Here is a 16,175-nt window from a genome sequence, read left to right on the forward strand (position 1 = left end):
CAGCAGGCATCAGGCCGTGGCGGGGTGAACCTCGCGCGTCAACGCCAGCCATGCCTGCGCCGCATACGACAGATATCCGCCACGGCGCCACACCAGGACCATTTCCCAGTCCGTCCCCGAATCGCGCAAAGGCACGCGAGCCACGCCCGCGTGCAATTCCTCGTTGGCCTTCATGCGCGGCAGGAATGCCACGCCCAGTCCGGCGGCCACCAGCGCCACGATGAAATCGATCTGGCCGCTGCGCGCGGCAATGGTGGGGACAAAGCCCGCGCGCTGGCACGCGTCGTGGATGATGCGGTTCAGGGCAAACCCCGTTTCGAACAGGACGAAGGGCGAGTCGCGCAGGTCGTGCAGCCCCACCGACTTGGCGCGGGCCTGCGGGTGGTCGGCGGGCATCAGCGCCACCAGCGGTTCGCGCGCGACGGGCTGCCATTCGAAGTGGTCCGGCACGGGCTTGAGCGATCCCGCCAGCTCGATCTCGCCGGCCAACACCATCTCTTCAAGCCTTCGGCTGCCGTGTTCGACCAGGCTGATCTCGATGCGCGGATAGCGGCTGCGAAAGCGCGCGAACATTGGCGCAAATAGCGAACTGCTGCCCAGCGGCGGCAGTCCCAGGCGCAGCACGCCCCGTTTCAGGCCCTTCAGGTCGTCTAGCTCGGCGTTCAGGTCGTCGCGTTCGGCCAGCATGTTCACGGCGCGCCGGTACACGATCTCGCCCGCCGCGGTCAGCCGCAGCGGCTGCGCCTGCCGGTCCAGCAAGGGCATGCCCAGCTCGTCCTCCAGCTGCCGCACGGCCTTGCTGATCGTGGGCTGGGTGGCATGGACCACCTTGGCCGCCTGGGAGAAACCGCCTTGCCTGACGACCTCGACCAGCGCGCGCAACGTACGTAGTTCCATGGCTATGCCAATTTGGAATAAATAGGATTCATCGAATTCATTTTATCTATGCCTTGGCAAGGCGTAAAACAAAGGCTTGCCGCTGAATCTTTGTCTCATGTCCCGTTTTCGCCATTCCGTCCTCCTGCGCAGCGCGCTGCGCCGCAGCCGTCTGCTGCAGATTGCATTGATCGTTGTTTTTTCGCTGCTGGGCCAGGCGGTGGCGCAGGCCTCGGGCCTGCCCGTGCCGGGCGGGGTCATCGGGATGGCGCTGGTGCTCATCCTTTTGGCGACGCGGCGGCTGCGCGTGCGCAACGTGCAGCGCGGCGCGAGCTGGCTGCTGGGCGAAATGCTGCTCTTCTTCGTGCCGGCGGTCATGTCGCTTCTGGATCACCGCGAGTTCCTGGGCGTGCTGGGCGTGAAATTGCTGGCCGTGATCCTGCTGGGCACGGCGCTTGTCATGGCCGGCACGGCGCTGACGATCGACCTTTGCTATCGCTGGATGAACCGCCATGCAGCCTGAATTCAACCTGCTGTTTTGGCCGGCCGCCACCGTCGCCGCGTATGTCTGCGCACGCCTGTTCTACCGCCGCTTTGCCTATTGGTGGACATCCACGCTGGTCGTCGCGCCAGCGCTATTGCTGACGTTGGCCATCCTGCTGCATACCGGCTATCGCGACTACATGTCCGGCTCGCACTGGCTGATGGCCATGTTGGGCCCGGTCATCGTGGCGTTCGCGCTGCCACTTTACGAGCAACGGGCGCTGATCCGGCGTTACTGGCCGGTCTTGGCCGCGGGCGTGGCCGTAGGCAGCGGCATCGCGGGCGTCAGCGCCTGGCTGCTGGGCAGCCTGCTGGACTTGCCGCCGGACCTGCGGCTCAGCCTGCTGCCGCGTTCGGTCGCCACGCCGTTCGCCATCGCGGTGTCTTCCCACGTGGGCGGCGTGCCCGACCTGACGGCGGTCTTCGTCATCGTCACAGGCGTCTTCGGCGCAGCCATCGGCCAGCTCATGTGCCGCTGGCTGCCGCTGCGCTCGGCGCTCGCGCGCGGCGCGCTATTCGGGATGGGCGCGCATGGGGCGGGTACGGCAAAGGCCCGCGAGCTGGCAGCCGAAGAGGGCGCGGTCGCGGGCCTGGTGATGGTCATGGCGGGCCTGTTCAACGTGCTGGTCACGCCGGCCGTCGTGGTGGGACTGCTGGCCTGATCGCTTCAGCGCAGCAGTTCCAGCGCGACCGGATACAACGAGGCTACAAGCAGCAGCGCCATGCCCACATTGAAGGCGCGGATCGCGGCGGGCCGGTGCAGCACGCGGCGCAGAGCCGTGCCGAACGTCACCCAGATGCCGATGCTGGGCAGGTTGACGATGCCGCAGACCAGGGTCGCGATCACCAGGTTGGCAAAGAATCCGTTCTGCGGCGTGTAGGTGGCCACCACGCCCACGGCCATCACCCAGGCCTTGGGATTGACCCACTGGAAGGCGGCGGCCTGCAGGAACGTGAACGGCTTGCCGCGCGCTTCGCCCTCGTCCAGCGGACCTGAGTTGGCGATCTTCCAGGCGAGGTAAAGCAGATAGGCCGCGCCGGCGTACTTCAGGACGGTGTACAGGACGGGCGTCTGCTGGAACACCGACCCGAGCCCGACGCCGACCAGAAAGATCATCAGCGTGAAGCCCAGGTTCACGCCCAGCAGGTGCGGCACGCTGCGCCGGAATCCGAAGTTCAGGCCGGACGATGCCAGCATCACGTTATTCGGGCCGGGCGTGATCGAACTGACCAGTGCAAACAGCGCCAGCGGACCCAGGAGCGAAAGCGAGGCCAGCGGGACGTCGGCCCAATTGGCGGGAAACAGGTTCATGTCGGGGTCCTTACGATGGCGCGGCGTCCGCCGGCAATAACGGCGATCACGGCGGCGGCAAACACGAACGTCGTCGCCTCCACTTTTTCGCCAAACAGCAAAGCAGCGGCCACGACGGTAAGGAAGGGTTGCAGCAATTGCACTTGTCCCACCCGGGCAATTCCGCCCGCGGCCAAGCCGCGATACCACGCGAAAAATCCCAGGAACATTGAGCCGAACGCCAGGTAGGCGCATGCGGCAACCACATCGGAACTGGGCCAATGGGGCTGCTGCGCCGCCATCCAGCCGACGGGCAGGGCAACCACCGGTGCGCTGATGGTCAGCGCCCAACATATTGTGCGCCAACCGCCCAGCGTGCGCGAGGCCCGCGCGCCCTCGGCGTACCCCATTCCGCCCAGCACCACGGCCACCAGCAGCCACAGGTAGCCGGCCGTCAGCGTGCCTTCGCCCTGACGCAGCGCGTAGGCGGTGACCAGCGCGGCGCCGGCAACGGCCCAGTTCCAGAAGGCGGCCGACGGGCGTTCGCCGCTGCGCAGGGCCGCAAACGCAGCGGTGGACAGCGGCAGCAGGCCGTTGAATACGGCGCCTTGCGCGGAAGGCACCGTCTGCATCGCCATCGACGAGGCCAGCGGCCAGCCCACGACAATCCCTAGCGCCGCCAGGATCACGCCCGGCCATTCCTGCCGGTTCGGCCGGCGGCTGCGCGTCAGCCAAAGCAGGGCGATGGCGGGCAGGGCGGCGATCAGCGCGCGCCCCAATCCGACCATCAAGGGCGAGAGCTCGGCCACCGCCACGCGGGTCATCGGCAGCGTAAGCGAAAACACCAGCACGCCCAGGAAACCGTACCCGTAACCCTCCCATAGGGAAGACGAGGCGGCGGAGGCGGCCGAAGGCGTGGCATATAGCGCGGGACGGGACATGACGGCACCGTAAAAAGTGACATGGCCGCGGCGCCTGCGGTTGCAGGTTTGCGGCATTGCTGTCACTCTACGCACAGCCGTCAGTACAGTACCGGTACACCTTCGCAGTCACTTTAATCACTGGCCTGGTCAAATCTCCATGACAGTTGCTCACTCCACCCCATCTTCCTTGCCCTGGCAGCCCGTGCGCCAGGCCGACGCCACCCTGGTGGCGCAACTGGCCGATGGCCTGGCCCGCCGCATCGACGAGCAAGGTCTGCGGCCCGGCACGCGCCTGCCGTCCATCCGCAAGATGGCCGAACAGTCGGGCGTCAGCCGTTTCACCGTGGTCGAAGCCTACGATCGCCTCGTGGCGCGCGGGCTGGTGCAGTCGCGCCGGGGCGCGGGTTTTTTCGTGAAGGCACGCAGCGGCCCGCTGACGGCGGTGGCCGCGGCCGCGCCCAGCACGCTCGCGCCGCCCGCGCGGGTGGATATCGCGTGGCTGCTGCGCAGCATGTTCCGGGAATCCACCGCGCCCGGCATGCCGGGCGGCGCGGGCCTGTTGCCGGCGGACTGGCTGGATCCCGACATGGTGGCGGGGGCCGTGCGCGCCGTGGGCCGCTCGGTGCGCGCCAACCTCGTCAGCTACGGCAGCCCCCAGGGCTTCGCGCCGCTGCGCCAGCAGATCGCCGCGGTCCTGCAGAACGAAGGCGTGCCCGCCCATCCCGAACTCAACCTGCTGACGACCAACGGCGTCACCCACGGGCTGGACCTCATCGCGCGCCATCTGGTCAAGCCGGGCGACACCGTCCTGGTCGAAGACCCGGCCTGGTTCGTGATCTTCGGCCGCCTGGCGGCCTTTGGCGCCCGCCTGATCGGCGTGCCGCGCGGACCGGACGGCCCCGATCTGGACCTGCTTGAGCAACTGGCCGCGCAGCACAAGCCCAAGCTCTTCATCATCAACGGCTCGGTCCACAACCCCACCGGCCACACGCTGTCCGCGGGGGCGGCCTACGGCATTCTGCGCATTGCGGAGCGCCACGACTTCATGGTGGTCGAAGACGACACCTACGGCGAGTTGCATCCGGGCGGCGCCATCAAGCTTGCTGCGCTAGACCGGTTGAACCGCGTCATCTTCGTGGGCGGCTATTCCAAGATGCTGGCGGCCAGCCTGCGCGTCGGCTATGTGGCGGCCAACCCCGAACTGCTGCAAAAGCTGGCCGACCTGAAGATGCTGGCGGGCCTGACCTCACCCGAACTCGGCGAGCGCGTCGTGCACCGGGTGCTCATGGAAGGGCAGTACCGGCGCCACATCGAGCGCGTGCGGCACCGGGTCGACGACGCGCGCCAGCGTTGCATGAAGGGGCTGCTGAAACTGGGCCTGACCATCCCGCACGAGCCGCACGGCGGCATGTTCGTCTGGGCCGATTGCGGGCGCGATTCCGAGGTGCTGGCGCGCGAAGCCGCTGACCGCGGCCTGCTGCTGGCGCCCGGCACGTTGTTTTCGCCGACGCAGGCGCCGTCCACCATGCTGCGCTTTTCGGTATCCGTTGCCGACCACCGGGGAATCTGGGCCGAGCTGGAAAAACTTTTCGCGCAAAACGGGTCCTACAATCAATAATTCCAAGCCACATCGCCCAGTCACCGAAGGAACCGTCATGTCCGCACCCATCAAGCCTCTTACCCAGAACTTTGCCGTCGCCCCGCAACTGGGTCCCGACGACATGGCCGACGTGGCCGCCGCCGGCTACAAGAGCGTCATCATCAACCGCCCCGATTTCGAGGGCGGCCCTGACCAGCCCACCGCCGCCGACGTGTCGCGCGCCGCGCAGGAAGCTGGCCTGCAGATCGAATACCAGCCCGTCGTGGGCAGCGCCATGACCTCGGCCGACGTCGCGCGTTTCGCGGAACTGCTGCGTACCCTGCCGGGCCCGGTCCTGGCATACTGCCGCACCGGCACCCGCTGCACGAACCTGTTCGCGGCTGCCCAGCAGTTGGGATAAACCCGGCCTTGACCCTCGTCAAGGCCGCCGGTTCGACGGATGTGGACCCGGCGGCTTTCCGGTAGCATGAAGATTCCTTTAAAACAGGAGCAGGCAAGATGTTCAAGAAGATCCTGATTCCCACCGACGGTTCCCCGCTCTCGGCGCAAGCCGCCAACGCAGGTATCTGCTTCGCGCGTTCGGTTGGCGCCGAAGTCGTCGCCCTCTACGTGACGCAGCCGTTCGCGGCCACCATCGGTTTTGACGGCATGGCCGCGGCCTATGCCATCACCGACGAAGATTACGAAAAGGCCTCCGCCGAGCAAGCCGACAAGTACCTCAAGCAGATCATCGACCGCGCCGACACCGCCGGCGTCAAAGCCGAGGCGCGTGCCGTGTCCAACTTCAATGTCGCCGACGGCATTGTCCAGGCCGCCACCGACGCCGGCTGCGACCTGGTCTTCATCGGCAGTCACGGCCGCAGCGGCCTGTCGCGCCTGCTGCTGGGCAGCGTCACCGCCAAGGTGCTGTCGCTGGCCAGCACCGCCGTGCTGGTGTACCGCGTCAAGGAAGACAAGAAGTAATTGCGCGCCAAAGTGGTGCGCATCGCGCGCCGCTGCATGCGCCACGGCCCCTCCCCGGAGGGGCTTTTTTATGGCCCACGCATTGGCCTATACGTTGGTATGGCAGGGTCAAACTCATTGCCATCGCAAAGACCCTTCGGAAGCCCGTTTCAGGCTTGTATCTTGCCGCACGGCGCGTAATATTTACGCATCTTCATCCAACCGTAGGAAGAGGCCATGACCCGCAAGACGCGCATCGAGCTTTATCGCAATATCGGCATCAGCGCCCATATTGATGCAGGCAAAACGACGACCACCGAGCGCATCCTCTTCTATACCGGCATCACCCACAAGATCGGCGAAGTCCATGACGGCGCCGCGGTGATGGACTGGATGGAACAAGAGCAGGAACGCGGCATCACCATCACGTCGGCCGCCACCACCGCCTTCTGGAAAGGCATGGCGGGCAACTACCCCGAACACCGCATCAACATCATCGACACGCCGGGGCACGTCGACTTCACCATCGAAGTCGAACGTTCCATGCGCGTGCTGGACGGCGCCGTCATGGTCTATGACGCCGTGGGCGGCGTCCAGCCGCAGTCCGAGACCGTCTGGCGCCAGGCCAACAAGTACAAGGTGCCGCGCTTGGCCTTCGTCAACAAAATGGACCGTGTCGGCGCGGATTTCCTGCGTGTGCAGCGCCAGATCGCCGAACGCCTGAAGGGCGATGCCGTGCCCATCCAGTTGCCGATCGGCGCCGAAGACCACTTCGAAGGCGTGATCGACCTTGTCAAGATGAAAGGCATCATCTGGGACGACGCCAGCCAGGGCGTGAAGTTCCAGTACGTGGACATCCCCGCGGCGATGCAGGACCAGGCGCAGGAATGGCACGACAAGATGGTGGAAAAGGCCGCCGAGGCCAATGAAACCCTGCTCGAAAAATACCTGTCAGGCGAAGCGCTGACCGAAGCGGAAATCAAGGAAGGCCTGCGCGCCCGCACGATCGCCAACGAGATCGTGCCGATGCTGTGCGGCAGCGCCTTCAAGAACAAGGGCGTGCAGGCGATGCTGGACGCAGTCATCGACTACATGCCGTCGCCGGTGGACGTGCCCGCCATCAAGGGCCATGACCAGCGCGACAACGAAATCGAGCGTCACCCGACCGACAACGAGCCGTTCTCCGCGCTCGCCTTCAAGATCATGACGGATCCGTTCGTCGGGCAGCTCGTGTTCTTCCGCGTGTATTCCGGTGTGGTGAAATCCGGCGATTCGGTCTACAACCCGATCAAGGAAAAGAAGGAACGCCTGGGCCGCATCCTGCAGATGCACGCCAACGAGCGCCGCGAGATCACCGAAGTCTACGCGGGCGACATCGCCGCGGCCGTGGGCATCAAGGACGTCACCACCGGCGACACGCTGACCGATCCGTCGCACATCATCATCCTTGAACGCATGGTCTTTCCCGAGCCCGTCATCTCGCAGGCCGTGGAACCCAAGACCAAGGCCGACCAGGAAAAGATGGGGATCGCGCTGGGCCGCCTGGCGCAGGAAGACCCGTCGTTCCGCGTGCGCACCGACGAGGAATCCGGCCAGACCATCATCTCCGGCATGGGCGAGCTGCACCTTGAGATCCTGGTCGACCGCATGAAGCGCGAATTCAACGTGGAAGCGACGGTGGGCAAGCCGCAGGTCGCGTACCGCGAGACCATTCGCAAGACCTGCAACGAGGTCGAGGGCAAGTTCGTCAAGCAGTCGGGCGGCCGCGGGCAATACGGCCACGTGGTGCTCAAGCTTGAACCGCAAGAAGCGGGCAAGGGCTATGAGTTCGTCGACGCCATCAAGGGCGGGGTCGTGCCGCGCGAGTTCATTCCGGCAGTGGACAAGGGCATCCGCGAAGCGCTCAATGCCGGCGTGCTGGCAGGGTATCCGGTGGTGGACGTGAAGGCGACGCTGTTCTTCGGCTCGTACCACGACGTCGACTCGAACGAAAACGCGTTCAAGATGGCCGGCTCGATGGCATTCAAGGAAGGCATGCGGCGCGCCGATCCGGTGCTGCTGGAACCCATGATGCAGGTCGAGGTCGAGACGCCCGAGGACTTCACCGGCAACGTCATGGGCGACCTGTCGTCGCGCCGGGGTATGGTGCAGGGCATGGAAGACATCGCGGGCGGCGGCGGCAAGGTCGTGCGCGCCGAAGTGCCGCTGGCCGAGATGTTCGGCTATTCGACGTCGCTGCGGTCGCTGACGCAGGGCCGCGCGACGTACACGATGGAGTTCAAGCACTACGCCGAAGCGCCCCGCCAGGTCGCGCAGGAAATCATGGCGGCCCAGGGCGCGGGCCGCTGATCGCGGTACTTCAGGCGGCGGCTGCGGCCGCCGCCGGGCGCAGCCGCGACGCGGCCAGTTTCACGCCCAGCAGGATCAGCGCAAAGCCATACGCATGAAAAAGCTGCGGCGCCTCGCCCAGCAACGGCCACGCCAGCAGCGCCGCGTAGACCGGCACCAGAAACATCGACAGACCCGCGGTCGCCGGACCGGCCAGGCCGATGAGCCGGCCGTACACGTAATAGGCGCCCAGGCTCGGCACCACCGCCAGAAACAGCAGCACGGCCGCCAGGCGCGGGTCCGTCCAGGGGGGCGCCATGCCGGCGGCCGCTTCAATGCCCGCAAACGGCGCCAGGGCCAGTGCACCGCCCAGCATCATCGTCGCCAAACGCGCGCTGTCGGGCACCGCCGGCAGGGTCAGACGCTTTTGCAGCACCGTGTAGAACGCCCAACCGGTGGCCGCCAGCAGCACCCACAGGTCGCCCTGGCCGAACGCCAGCCGGGCCAGCACGTTGACGTCGCCGCGTGTCAGCACCACCAACACACCCCCCAGCGCCAGCGCCAGGCCGGCCGCGCGCGGCGCGGACAGCGGCTTGCGCCAGATCACCGCTTCCAGCAGCGTCACCAGCAGCGGGCTGCAAGAGAAGATCAGCGCGATGTTGGTGGCGCTGGTGGTTTGCGCGCCGATGTACTGCGGCGCCACCGCCACGCCCATCCCCAGCACGGCCAGCGGTAACAGCGCCGGTAAGCCTCGCCACAGCGCCTGGCGATGGGCGCGTAAGGCGGGGATCGCAAAGGGCAGCAGGATCAGGAGGGCGATCAGCCAGCGGCCGAACGCGAGAAAAACGGGGGGAAGATTGGCGTCGTGGGCCCAGCGGGCCGCCACCATGTTCGAGGCAAATAGCGCCGGGGCGCTGAAGAGCATGACGGCGCCGGACAGGCCGAGACCGGATTTTGCGGGTGCTGCTGCGTTGGGCATGATTTCCAGCCGCGCGGATCGGCGCGCGGGCGTGCTGCGTGGGAACTGCCGGCGCGCCTGCCGGGTTGTGCCGCAGCAAGAGCGCCGAATCGGGACGCGCGGGATAGGTGCGCGCCTTGGGGAAAGTCTACGTGCCCATGCGCAAAATAGGTTTCCTGATTCCCAGCTGTTTGGCGCGATATGAAGAATCTTATTTTTGTAGAATTCGATATCGCAGGGATTCTGTCTTCATATATCGCCAACAATGCCCACATTGCCCAAACTCGATGAAACCGACCGCAAGATCCTGCGCGCGCTGCGCGCGGACGGGCGGCTGACGAACCTGAAGCTGGCCGAAACGGTAGGCCTGTCACCCACGCCGTGCTGGAACCGCGTCAAGGCGCTGGAAGAGGCGGGCGTGATCGAAGGCTATGCGGCCTTGCTGAACCAGAAGGCGCTGGGGCTTCCGGACACGGTGATGATCGAAGTCACGCTGGAACACCACGACGACGATACGCTGGCGCGCTTTGGCGAAGAGATCAGTCGCCTGCCCGAAGTGGTCGAGGCGTTTCTGGTGACGGGCGAGTACGACTACCTTATCAAGGTCGCCGTGGCGGGCACGGAGGGCTACGAGGAGTTCCTGCGTAAGCGCCTGTACAAGCTGCGTGGCGTGCGGCACAGCCGCTCCACTTTTGTGCTGCGCCGCTTGAAACACACGCCGTCTGTCGAACCCTGACGGGTGCGCGATTCAGCCGCCGATGAATTCCTGGATGGCGCCATTGAAGGCGCGCGGATTGCCCAGGTTCATGCCGTGCGATGAGCCCACGATATCCAAACGCTGGGCTTGCGGCAGCCACTGCGCCAGCGCGTCCAGAACGGCCGGATAGGGCGCCGGGCTGAGCGCGCCGCCGATCAAGAGGACCGGCATCGTCAGGCTGCCGATCTGCGCGGGCGTCAAGGTGTCAGGCTGCTCGTCCACCTGACCGAAGAGCGTGCCCACGTTGTCACGCACCATCTCCTTGAACCACGGCACCATGCGCTGCCAGGTGTCGGGTCCGGTCACGGTGTCCACGAACAGGGCCAGGCCTTCTTCGATGTCGCCCTGCCGGATGAGCATCAGGGCGCGCTGGCGAAAGCCGCCGCGTTCATCCTTGCACCCCGGCAGCGACAGGCCGGGGTCCGCAAGGGTAAGACTGCGCAGCGAATCGGGCTGTCGCAGGGCCGCTTCCAGCGCGACGCGGCCGCCGCGCGAATGGCCCACCAGATGGGCCGGGCCGCCGGCCACCGTGTCGATGAATTCCAGCACGTCGCTGGCATGCTGCTCGACCGAAAAGCCGCCGCCTTCGCCATCCCAGGTTTCAGGCCAATACCGGCGCAGACACACGGCCAGCACCCGGAACGAACGCCCCAGCGGCGCCATCTGCGACTTCCAGTAGCGGGCGTCGGACAGCGAGCCATGCACCAGCACCAGCGGCGTGCCGCTGCCGTACTCGGTGTAGGACATGGCGTAACCGCCGACGGACGCGGTTTGGAGGGGCAGAACGGGTTCGGAACGCATGGAGATCGGGACGTGGAGCCAGGCCCGCATTCTAGCCCGGCATGGCGCCGCGGCGGGCGTGCCGGACGCTGATACACTCGTCTGCGGCACGCCGGCGCAAGTCCGCGCGCGCCTGTTTTCTTGAACGGAGTTTTCAACGATGTCGCCAGAATCCATCGCCGCCTTGCCGGAATCCGCCCAACGCGTTGCGCGCCTGTTGGTGGACATCGGGCACGACAAACCCGTCGTGGTGCTGCCCCAGTCGGGCAAGACCTCGGCCGAAGCGGCTGCGGGCCTGGGCTGCGAAGTCGCCCAGATCGCCAAGTCCATCATCTTTCGCCGCGCCACCGACGACGCGCCGGTGCTCGTCATCGCCAGCGGCGCCAATCGCGTGGATGAAGCCAAGGTCGCCGCGCAGGTCGGGCCGCTGGCCAAAGCCGATGCGCGTTTCGTGCGCGACATGACCGGCTACGCCATCGGCGGCGTCTGCCCCATCGGCCACGCGGTCAAGCCCGTGATGCTGCTGGACGCGGATCTCTTCAACTACGAAAGCCTGTGGGCCGCCGCCGGCCATCCGCACACCGTGTTCAACCTGACGCCGGCCCAATTGGCGGACATGACCGGCGCGCCGGTCGCGGATGTGGCGCTGCGGGCCTGAACCTCCGGCCCGCCCCGGTCAGCCGGGGTGTGCCTGCAGCCCGTCGATCAGCACCTGCCGCCGGCCTTGCGAGCACGACTCCACCCGTGCCTCCACGCCATAGACGGCCGCCAGCGAATCCGGCGTAATGACGTCCGCCGGCGCGCCCGCGGCGTGCAGGCGTCCCTCGTGAATCATTACCGCCTGGTCCGCATGCTGCAGGGCCACGTTCAGGTCGTGCAGGACGATCAGGCTGATGAGGCCATGCTCGCGCGTCTCCTGGCGCAGCAGCCGCATGACGTGAAATTGGTAGTTCAAATCCAGGGCCGATAGCGGTTCGTCCAGCAGCAGCACGCGCGGATGGCGGATCAGCGCCTGCGCCAGGCCCACCAGTTGTTTCTGCCCGCCGGACAGCGCGTCCAGATAGTGCAGGGCCAGATGCGCGATGCCCAGCCGCGCCAGCAGGTGGTCGATGGCCTGCAGATCCACGGGGCCCGCCGCCGCATCGCTGGCGCGCGCCGCCACCAGCACCGACTCGAACACCCGCAGGTGCACCGCCGCGGGCAGGCTCTGCGGCAGATACACCACGTGGCGCGCGCGCTCGCCGTGGTCCAGCCGGGTCAGGTCCAGCCCGTCCAGCGCGGCGCTTCCCGTCCGGGGCCGAACCAGGCCCGCCAACGCTTTCAGCAATGTCGACTTGCCACTCCCGTTGGGACCGAGCAGCGCCGTCACCTCGCCCGCGGCGAGCGCGGGGATAGACAGGTCGTGCAGGACGTCCTCGCGTCCGTACCCGGCCGTCAGCGCGTGCACCGCCAGTCCGGCAGATGGGGTCGAGTGTGCCGATGCTGTCATGGCAACTGCCTGCGCAGCACGACGGAAACGAAGAACGGAATGCCGACCAACGCGGTCACGATGCCCACGGGCACCACCACACCTGGCATCAGATTCTTGGACGCAATGGACGCCAGTGACAAAATCACTGCGCCCATCAAGGCGCTGCCCGGCAGATAAAAGCGGTGGTCCTCGCCGAACAGCCGGCGCGCGATGTGCGGCGCCACCAAACCAATGAAGCCGATGGTCCCGGCGAAGGCCACGGCCAGCGCGGACAGCAGGCTCACGCGCGCCAGCGCCGATACCCGCACGCGGCGTACGTCCACGCCGAAGCTCGCGGCGCGGTCCTCGCCCAGCCGCAAGGCGGTCAGCTTCCAGGATTGCCGCATGGCCAGCGGCAGTGCCACCGCGAACGCCAGCGCCAGCACGCCCACGGTCGTCCAGCTTGATCGCGCCAGGCTGCCCATCGTCCAGAACACCAGGTTCTGCAAGGCTTCGGCGCTGGCGGTGAACTGCACCAGCGACACCAGCGCATTGAAGGTGAACACCATGGCGATGCCGAACAGCACGACGCCAGAGGTATTCATGCCGCCCCAGCGGGCCACCGCATCGAGCAGCAGCGCGGCCAGCAGGGCAAACAGGAAGGCGTTGGCGGCAATCAGCCAGCCGGCGGGAATGCCCGGCAGCCCGAGCTGAAGCACGATCGCCAGCGACGCGCCAAAGGCGGCGGCCGACGACACGCCCAGGGTGAACGGGCTGGCCAGGGGATTGTTCAGGATGGTCTGCATCTCGGCGCCCGCCAGGCCCAGCGCCATGCCCACCAGGGCGGCCATCAGGGCGGACGGCAGGCGGATGTCCCAGACGATCACGCGGTAGGTCGGATCGGCGTCGGCCGGTGCGACCAGCGTCTGCCAGAGCGCGCGCCAGGGCAGCCCGGACGGGCCCACGGTGAAGTCGATCAGCAGCGCAAACAGAATCGCCGCCAGCAGCAGGGCAATCAGCCCCGCCCGGCGGCGAAGAATGTGGCGGTAAGCGCCTGCCGCGCTTGCGGCGTGCCGCATTACTGCAGCAGTTGCAGCCGGCTCTTGGCCGTGGTGGCGGCCGGCGTGGTCGGGTAGTCGCGCACGATGCGCTGCAAGGTGGTCTTGGCGCCGGCACGGTTGTTCAGTTCGATCTGGCTGCCGGCAATGATCAGCAGCGCGTCGGGCGCACGGGCGTTATCCGGCGACTTCTGGACCATGGCATTAAGTTGCTCGATGGTGCCCTTGAAGTCCTTCAGCGCATAGCGGCTGCTGCCCTGGTAGAACTGGGCGCTGGGCGCGAGCTGGCTGTTGGGATAAAGCGCGGTAAAGGCGGCCAGCGATTCAGCCGCTTCCTTGTATTGACCCTTGCGGAACAGATCCATTGCGCCGTCATAGGCGGTCTGTTCCTGGGGATCGCCGGCGGAGGCGCCCGGGGGATTGGCGCTGCCCGGCGCGGTGCCCGGCTTGGCGCTCGGTTGCTGGCGCGACACCAGTTCAAGCTGGTCGCGCAGTTGGGCGATTTCCTGCTGCAACGACTGGATCTGGTCGGCCAGTTGCAGCTTGGCGCGTTGGCTTTGCTCGTTCTGCTGCTGCACCTGCTGGCGCAAATCCAGGATGGCCTTGCGGGCTTCATCGTCGGAAAAAGCGTGAGCGGGGGCCGTGAGGGCGGCAAGCGCCAGGCCAGTGGCCACAATCAGGGGACGCAGGGGCAGAACGTAATCGCGCATGAATATTCCCGGGGATAAAAACAAACGTCGGGACGGCCGGCTGGCCGTCCCGACGCTAGGTAGGGCTCCAGACTAAGCGAAAAGCTTAACGCAGATAGTTGATATCGGCGCGGCGGTTTTCGGCAAAGTCGGCTTCAGTCGTACCCGTCGAGCGCGGCTTTTCCTTGCCGAAGCTGATGGTTTCGATCTGGTTGTCGCTGACGCCCAGCAGGGTCATCATGCGACGCACGGCGTCGGCACGACGCTGGCCGAGGGCCAGGTTGTACTCAGCACCGCCGCGTTCGTCGGTGTTGCCTTCGATCTTGATCTTCTGCTGTTGGTGCGAAGCCAGGTACTTGGCATGGGTTTCGACCAGGCCACGGTATTGGTCCGACACGGTGTAGCTGTCGAAATCAAAGTACACCGAGCGCTGTTGCGCCAGGATGCTTTGGGGGTTAAACGGATCAAGGATTTGGCCAGAGGCCGAAGATCCTTGGCCAGCGCCTCCACCCTGACCCGCTTTATCGTCGAGAGGGACGGAGCTGCAAGCTGCCAGGGCGGCAGCCAGAGCGGCGATGGTTAGGCTTTTGGCAATGCGCGACTTCATGATAGTTCCTTTGCAAAGAGAGTCACACGTGTTATCGGGTAATGAATGGGCCCCAAGTCGGTTCACGTATTTCCCCGTTCAGTACCGAAAGCGTTTGTCGCACGCGTCCATCGCTTGACACACCTGCCAGCACGCTACGGCCATTTTGGATGGCGGCGTAGAGTACTTGCATTCCGTTGGGCGCAAAGCTGGGCGACTGATCGTCACGACCATCAGTCAGCAAGGCTTCGGCACCAGTGGACAAGTTCAGGGATGCGATTCGAAACGCGCCGTCTCGTCTTGCAACGTACAGCAGCGTCGATCCGTCGGGGGAAATTCGGGGTGAGATGTTGTAACCACCATTAAACGTGAGACGGCGAGCGTCGCCGCCTGTCGAGCCGGTCTGATAGATTTGCGGCCCGCCGCTGCGGTCACTCGTAAAGATAATGGAAGCGCCGTCAGGCGTAAAGCTCGGCTCGGTGTCAATCCCGGGAGAACGCGTAACTCGGGTCGGATTCGAGCCATCGGCCGCATTAACGACGTAAATTTGCGACAAACCGTCTCGCGTCAGGGCGACGGCGAGCTTGCTGCCATCAGGCGACCATCCGGGGGCGCTGTTGTTGCCCTTGAAGTTGGCGACCGGTGCGCGGGCGCTGGTGGCCAGCGTGTGCACGTAGACGACGGGCTTGCCGGACTCGAAGCTCACATAGGCCAGCTTGGCGCCATCGGGCGACCAGGACGGCGAAATGATCGGCTCGCGCGAGCGCAGGGCGACCTGCGGATTCTGGCCGTCGGCGTCAGCCACCTGCAGTTCGTAGGTGGAACCCTTCTTCAGCACGTACGCGATACGGGTCGAGAACACGCCGCGAACGCCGGTGATCTTTTCGTAGATGCGGTCGGCGATCTGGTGGGCCACGCGGCGCAGTTCCTGCTCGGTGCCCGAGAAGGCCACGCCGTCCAGCTGCGACTTCTTGACCGTGTCGGCCAGGCGGTAGCGCACGTCGTAGCGGCCATCGGCGCCGCGGGTGATGCTGCCGTAGGCGATGAAGTCGGCGCCCTTGCCACGCCAATCGTCGTGGGCGATCGGGGAATCGACGTTCAGGCCGGAGCCGGCTGCGTTGATCAGGCGAAACTGGCCGGTACGGGTGAGGTCGGCGCGGATGACTTCGGCCAGCGCGCGGCCGTGGGTGTCGTCAACGGCGAAGTCGGCGATGGCCACCGGGTATTGGGTGGCGCCGGTGCCGGAGATGTCGACACGTAGTTGTGCGTGAGCGGGCTTCATGGCCATCAGGCAGGCAAGCGCCACCATCAGCAGTCCGATTCCATACGCTCTCCAGAGCGCGAGAGTGGGTACTCGTCGACTATAAGCGGGAGTCATGTTCGTCAATCTCCTG

At 66.1% G+C, this 16,175-nt stretch carries 18 protein-coding genes; 8 read left to right on the forward strand and 10 right to left on the reverse strand.

What is annotated here, in order from left to right; genetic code table 11:
- Positions 1-9: 9 nt before the first annotated feature.
- On the reverse strand, positions 10-897 hold the full coding sequence (locus CLM73_RS03410; RefSeq protein ID WP_105237323.1) for a LysR family transcriptional regulator: 888 nt from the start codon (positions 895-897) through the stop codon (positions 10-12).
- 97 nt (positions 898-994) lie between these two features.
- On the opposite strand from CLM73_RS03410, the gene CLM73_RS03415 reads away from it, so the two are divergent.
- Positions 995-1,399 carry a CidA/LrgA family protein gene (locus tag CLM73_RS03415; RefSeq protein WP_105237324.1) on the forward strand — a complete coding sequence of 135 codons (405 nt, stop codon included), beginning with the start codon at positions 995-997 and terminating at the stop codon, positions 1,397-1,399.
- Positions 1,389-2,081, forward strand: a complete 693-nt coding sequence (locus tag CLM73_RS03420) for an LrgB family protein (RefSeq protein ID WP_105237325.1) — start codon at positions 1,389-1,391, stop codon at positions 2,079-2,081. The genes CLM73_RS03415 and CLM73_RS03420 overlap by 11 nt, the downstream gene beginning before the upstream one ends.
- A gap of 5 nt (positions 2,082-2,086) precedes the next feature.
- On the opposite strand, the gene CLM73_RS03425 is transcribed toward CLM73_RS03420, so the two are convergent.
- On the reverse strand, positions 2,087-2,731 hold the full coding sequence (locus CLM73_RS03425; protein WP_105237326.1) for a LysE family translocator: 645 nt from the start codon (positions 2,729-2,731) through the stop codon (positions 2,087-2,089).
- Positions 2,728-3,651, reverse strand: a complete 924-nt coding sequence (locus CLM73_RS03430; protein WP_105237327.1) for a DMT family transporter — start codon at positions 3,649-3,651, stop codon at positions 2,728-2,730. Before CLM73_RS03430 ends, CLM73_RS03425 begins: the two co-directional genes overlap by 4 nt.
- A 184-nt stretch (positions 3,652-3,835) precedes the next feature.
- On the opposite strand from CLM73_RS03430, the gene CLM73_RS03435 reads away from it, so the two are divergent.
- From CLM73_RS03435 to fusA, 4 genes are all read left to right on the forward strand, one after another.
- Positions 3,836-5,251 carry a PLP-dependent aminotransferase family protein gene (locus CLM73_RS03435; RefSeq protein WP_105237328.1) on the forward strand — a complete coding sequence of 472 codons (1,416 nt, stop codon included), beginning with the start codon at positions 3,836-3,838 and terminating at the stop codon, positions 5,249-5,251.
- Positions 5,252-5,288: 37 nt separating this feature from the next.
- Entirely contained in the window at positions 5,289-5,633 is a 345-nt protein-coding gene (locus CLM73_RS03440) for a TIGR01244 family sulfur transferase (RefSeq protein ID WP_056564244.1), read from the forward strand.
- A gap of 98 nt (positions 5,634-5,731) precedes the next feature.
- The gene (locus tag CLM73_RS03445; protein ID WP_105237329.1) at positions 5,732-6,196 is read left to right on the forward strand and encodes a universal stress protein; all 465 of its coding nucleotides are present in this window, start codon (positions 5,732-5,734) and stop codon (positions 6,194-6,196) included.
- Positions 6,197-6,412: 216 nt separating this feature from the next.
- Complete coding sequence (fusA, locus tag CLM73_RS03450) at positions 6,413-8,524, forward strand: elongation factor G (RefSeq protein WP_105237330.1); 2,112 nt, start codon at positions 6,413-6,415, stop codon at positions 8,522-8,524.
- 10 nt (positions 8,525-8,534) lie between these two features.
- Here fusA and CLM73_RS03455 read toward each other — a convergent pair whose 3' ends face one another.
- Entirely contained in the window at positions 8,535-9,482 is a 948-nt protein-coding gene (locus CLM73_RS03455; protein ID WP_234015801.1) for a DMT family transporter, read from the reverse strand.
- A 244-nt stretch (positions 9,483-9,726) separates the two neighbouring features.
- Here CLM73_RS03455 and CLM73_RS03460 point away from each other — a divergent pair, with 244 nt between their 5' ends.
- Complete coding sequence (locus tag CLM73_RS03460; protein WP_056564235.1) at positions 9,727-10,197, forward strand: Lrp/AsnC family transcriptional regulator; 471 nt, start codon at positions 9,727-9,729, stop codon at positions 10,195-10,197.
- Between the two features lie 12 nt (positions 10,198-10,209).
- Here CLM73_RS03460 and CLM73_RS03465 read toward each other — a convergent pair whose 3' ends face one another.
- Positions 10,210-11,019 carry an alpha/beta fold hydrolase gene (locus CLM73_RS03465; protein WP_105237331.1) on the reverse strand — a complete coding sequence of 270 codons (810 nt, stop codon included), beginning with the start codon at positions 11,017-11,019 and terminating at the stop codon, positions 10,210-10,212.
- A 139-nt stretch (positions 11,020-11,158) separates the two neighbouring features.
- Between CLM73_RS03465 and CLM73_RS03470 the strand changes: the two genes are divergently transcribed.
- Positions 11,159-11,656: a YbaK/EbsC family protein gene (locus CLM73_RS03470; protein WP_105237332.1), complete on the forward strand. Its 498-nt coding sequence runs from the start codon at positions 11,159-11,161 to the stop codon at positions 11,654-11,656.
- 18 nt (positions 11,657-11,674) lie between these two features.
- On the opposite strand, the gene CLM73_RS03475 is transcribed toward CLM73_RS03470, so the two are convergent.
- The 5 genes from CLM73_RS03475 to tolB all read right to left on the reverse strand — a co-directional run bounded on the left by CLM73_RS03475 (position 11,675) and on the right by tolB (position 16,159).
- Positions 11,675-12,487, reverse strand: coding sequence for an ABC transporter ATP-binding protein (locus CLM73_RS03475; protein ID WP_105237333.1), 813 nt, complete (start codon positions 12,485-12,487; stop codon positions 11,675-11,677).
- Complete coding sequence (locus CLM73_RS03480) at positions 12,484-13,527, reverse strand: FecCD family ABC transporter permease (RefSeq protein WP_105237334.1); 1,044 nt, start codon at positions 13,525-13,527, stop codon at positions 12,484-12,486. Before CLM73_RS03480 ends, CLM73_RS03475 begins: the two co-directional genes overlap by 4 nt.
- Positions 13,527-14,216: a tol-pal system protein YbgF gene (gene ybgF, locus CLM73_RS03485; protein WP_105237335.1), complete on the reverse strand. Its 690-nt coding sequence runs from the start codon at positions 14,214-14,216 to the stop codon at positions 13,527-13,529. Before ybgF ends, CLM73_RS03480 begins: the two co-directional genes overlap by 1 nt.
- An 85-nt stretch (positions 14,217-14,301) precedes the next feature.
- Positions 14,302-14,802: a peptidoglycan-associated lipoprotein Pal gene (gene pal / locus CLM73_RS03490; protein ID WP_056564223.1), complete on the reverse strand. Its 501-nt coding sequence runs from the start codon at positions 14,800-14,802 to the stop codon at positions 14,302-14,304.
- A gap of 31 nt (positions 14,803-14,833) precedes the next feature.
- A complete protein-coding gene (gene tolB / locus CLM73_RS03495) occupies positions 14,834-16,159 on the reverse strand; it encodes a Tol-Pal system beta propeller repeat protein TolB (RefSeq protein ID WP_105237336.1) in 1,326 nt (441 codons plus the stop codon).
- Between the last annotated feature and the right edge of the window lie 16 nt (positions 16,160-16,175).

Origin of the sequence: Achromobacter spanius (genome assembly GCF_002966795.1) — a bacterium.
Taxonomy (GTDB): Bacteria; Pseudomonadota; Gammaproteobacteria; order Burkholderiales; family Burkholderiaceae_B; genus Achromobacter; species Achromobacter spanius_D.

Excerpts from the sequence above, each read along its gene's own strand:
- CLM73_RS03410 (WP_105237323.1), bottom strand. The coding sequence starts at position 897 with ATGGAACTACGTACGTTGCGCGCGCTGGTCGAGGTCGTCAGGCAAGGC.
- CLM73_RS03415 (WP_105237324.1), top strand. The coding sequence starts at position 995 with ATGTCCCGTTTTCGCCATTCCGTCCTCCTGCGCAGCGCGCTGCGCCGC.
- CLM73_RS03420 (WP_105237325.1), top strand. The coding sequence starts at position 1,389 with ATGCAGCCTGAATTCAACCTGCTGTTTTGGCCGGCCGCCACCGTCGCC.
- CLM73_RS03425 (WP_105237326.1), bottom strand. The coding sequence starts at position 2,731 with ATGAACCTGTTTCCCGCCAATTGGGCCGACGTCCCGCTGGCCTCGCTT.
- CLM73_RS03430 (WP_105237327.1), bottom strand. The coding sequence starts at position 3,651 with ATGTCCCGTCCCGCGCTATATGCCACGCCTTCGGCCGCCTCCGCCGCC.
- CLM73_RS03440 (WP_056564244.1), top strand. The coding sequence starts at position 5,289 with ATGTCCGCACCCATCAAGCCTCTTACCCAGAACTTTGCCGTCGCCCCG.
- CLM73_RS03445 (WP_105237329.1), top strand. The coding sequence starts at position 5,732 with ATGTTCAAGAAGATCCTGATTCCCACCGACGGTTCCCCGCTCTCGGCG.
- fusA (WP_105237330.1), top strand. The coding sequence starts at position 6,413 with ATGACCCGCAAGACGCGCATCGAGCTTTATCGCAATATCGGCATCAGC.
- CLM73_RS03455 (WP_234015801.1), bottom strand. The coding sequence starts at position 9,482 with ATGCCCAACGCAGCAGCACCCGCAAAATCCGGTCTCGGCCTGTCCGGC.
- CLM73_RS03460 (WP_056564235.1), top strand. The coding sequence starts at position 9,727 with ATGCCCACATTGCCCAAACTCGATGAAACCGACCGCAAGATCCTGCGC.
- CLM73_RS03465 (WP_105237331.1), bottom strand. The coding sequence starts at position 11,019 with ATGCGTTCCGAACCCGTTCTGCCCCTCCAAACCGCGTCCGTCGGCGGT.
- CLM73_RS03470 (WP_105237332.1), top strand. The coding sequence starts at position 11,159 with ATGTCGCCAGAATCCATCGCCGCCTTGCCGGAATCCGCCCAACGCGTT.
- CLM73_RS03475 (WP_105237333.1), bottom strand. The coding sequence starts at position 12,487 with ATGACAGCATCGGCACACTCGACCCCATCTGCCGGACTGGCGGTGCAC.
- CLM73_RS03480 (WP_105237334.1), bottom strand. The coding sequence starts at position 13,527 with ATGCGGCACGCCGCAAGCGCGGCAGGCGCTTACCGCCACATTCTTCGC.
- ybgF (WP_105237335.1), bottom strand. The coding sequence starts at position 14,216 with ATGCGCGATTACGTTCTGCCCCTGCGTCCCCTGATTGTGGCCACTGGC.
- pal (WP_056564223.1), bottom strand. The coding sequence starts at position 14,802 with ATGAAGTCGCGCATTGCCAAAAGCCTAACCATCGCCGCTCTGGCTGCC.
- tolB (WP_105237336.1), bottom strand. The coding sequence starts at position 16,159 with ATGACTCCCGCTTATAGTCGACGAGTACCCACTCTCGCGCTCTGGAGA.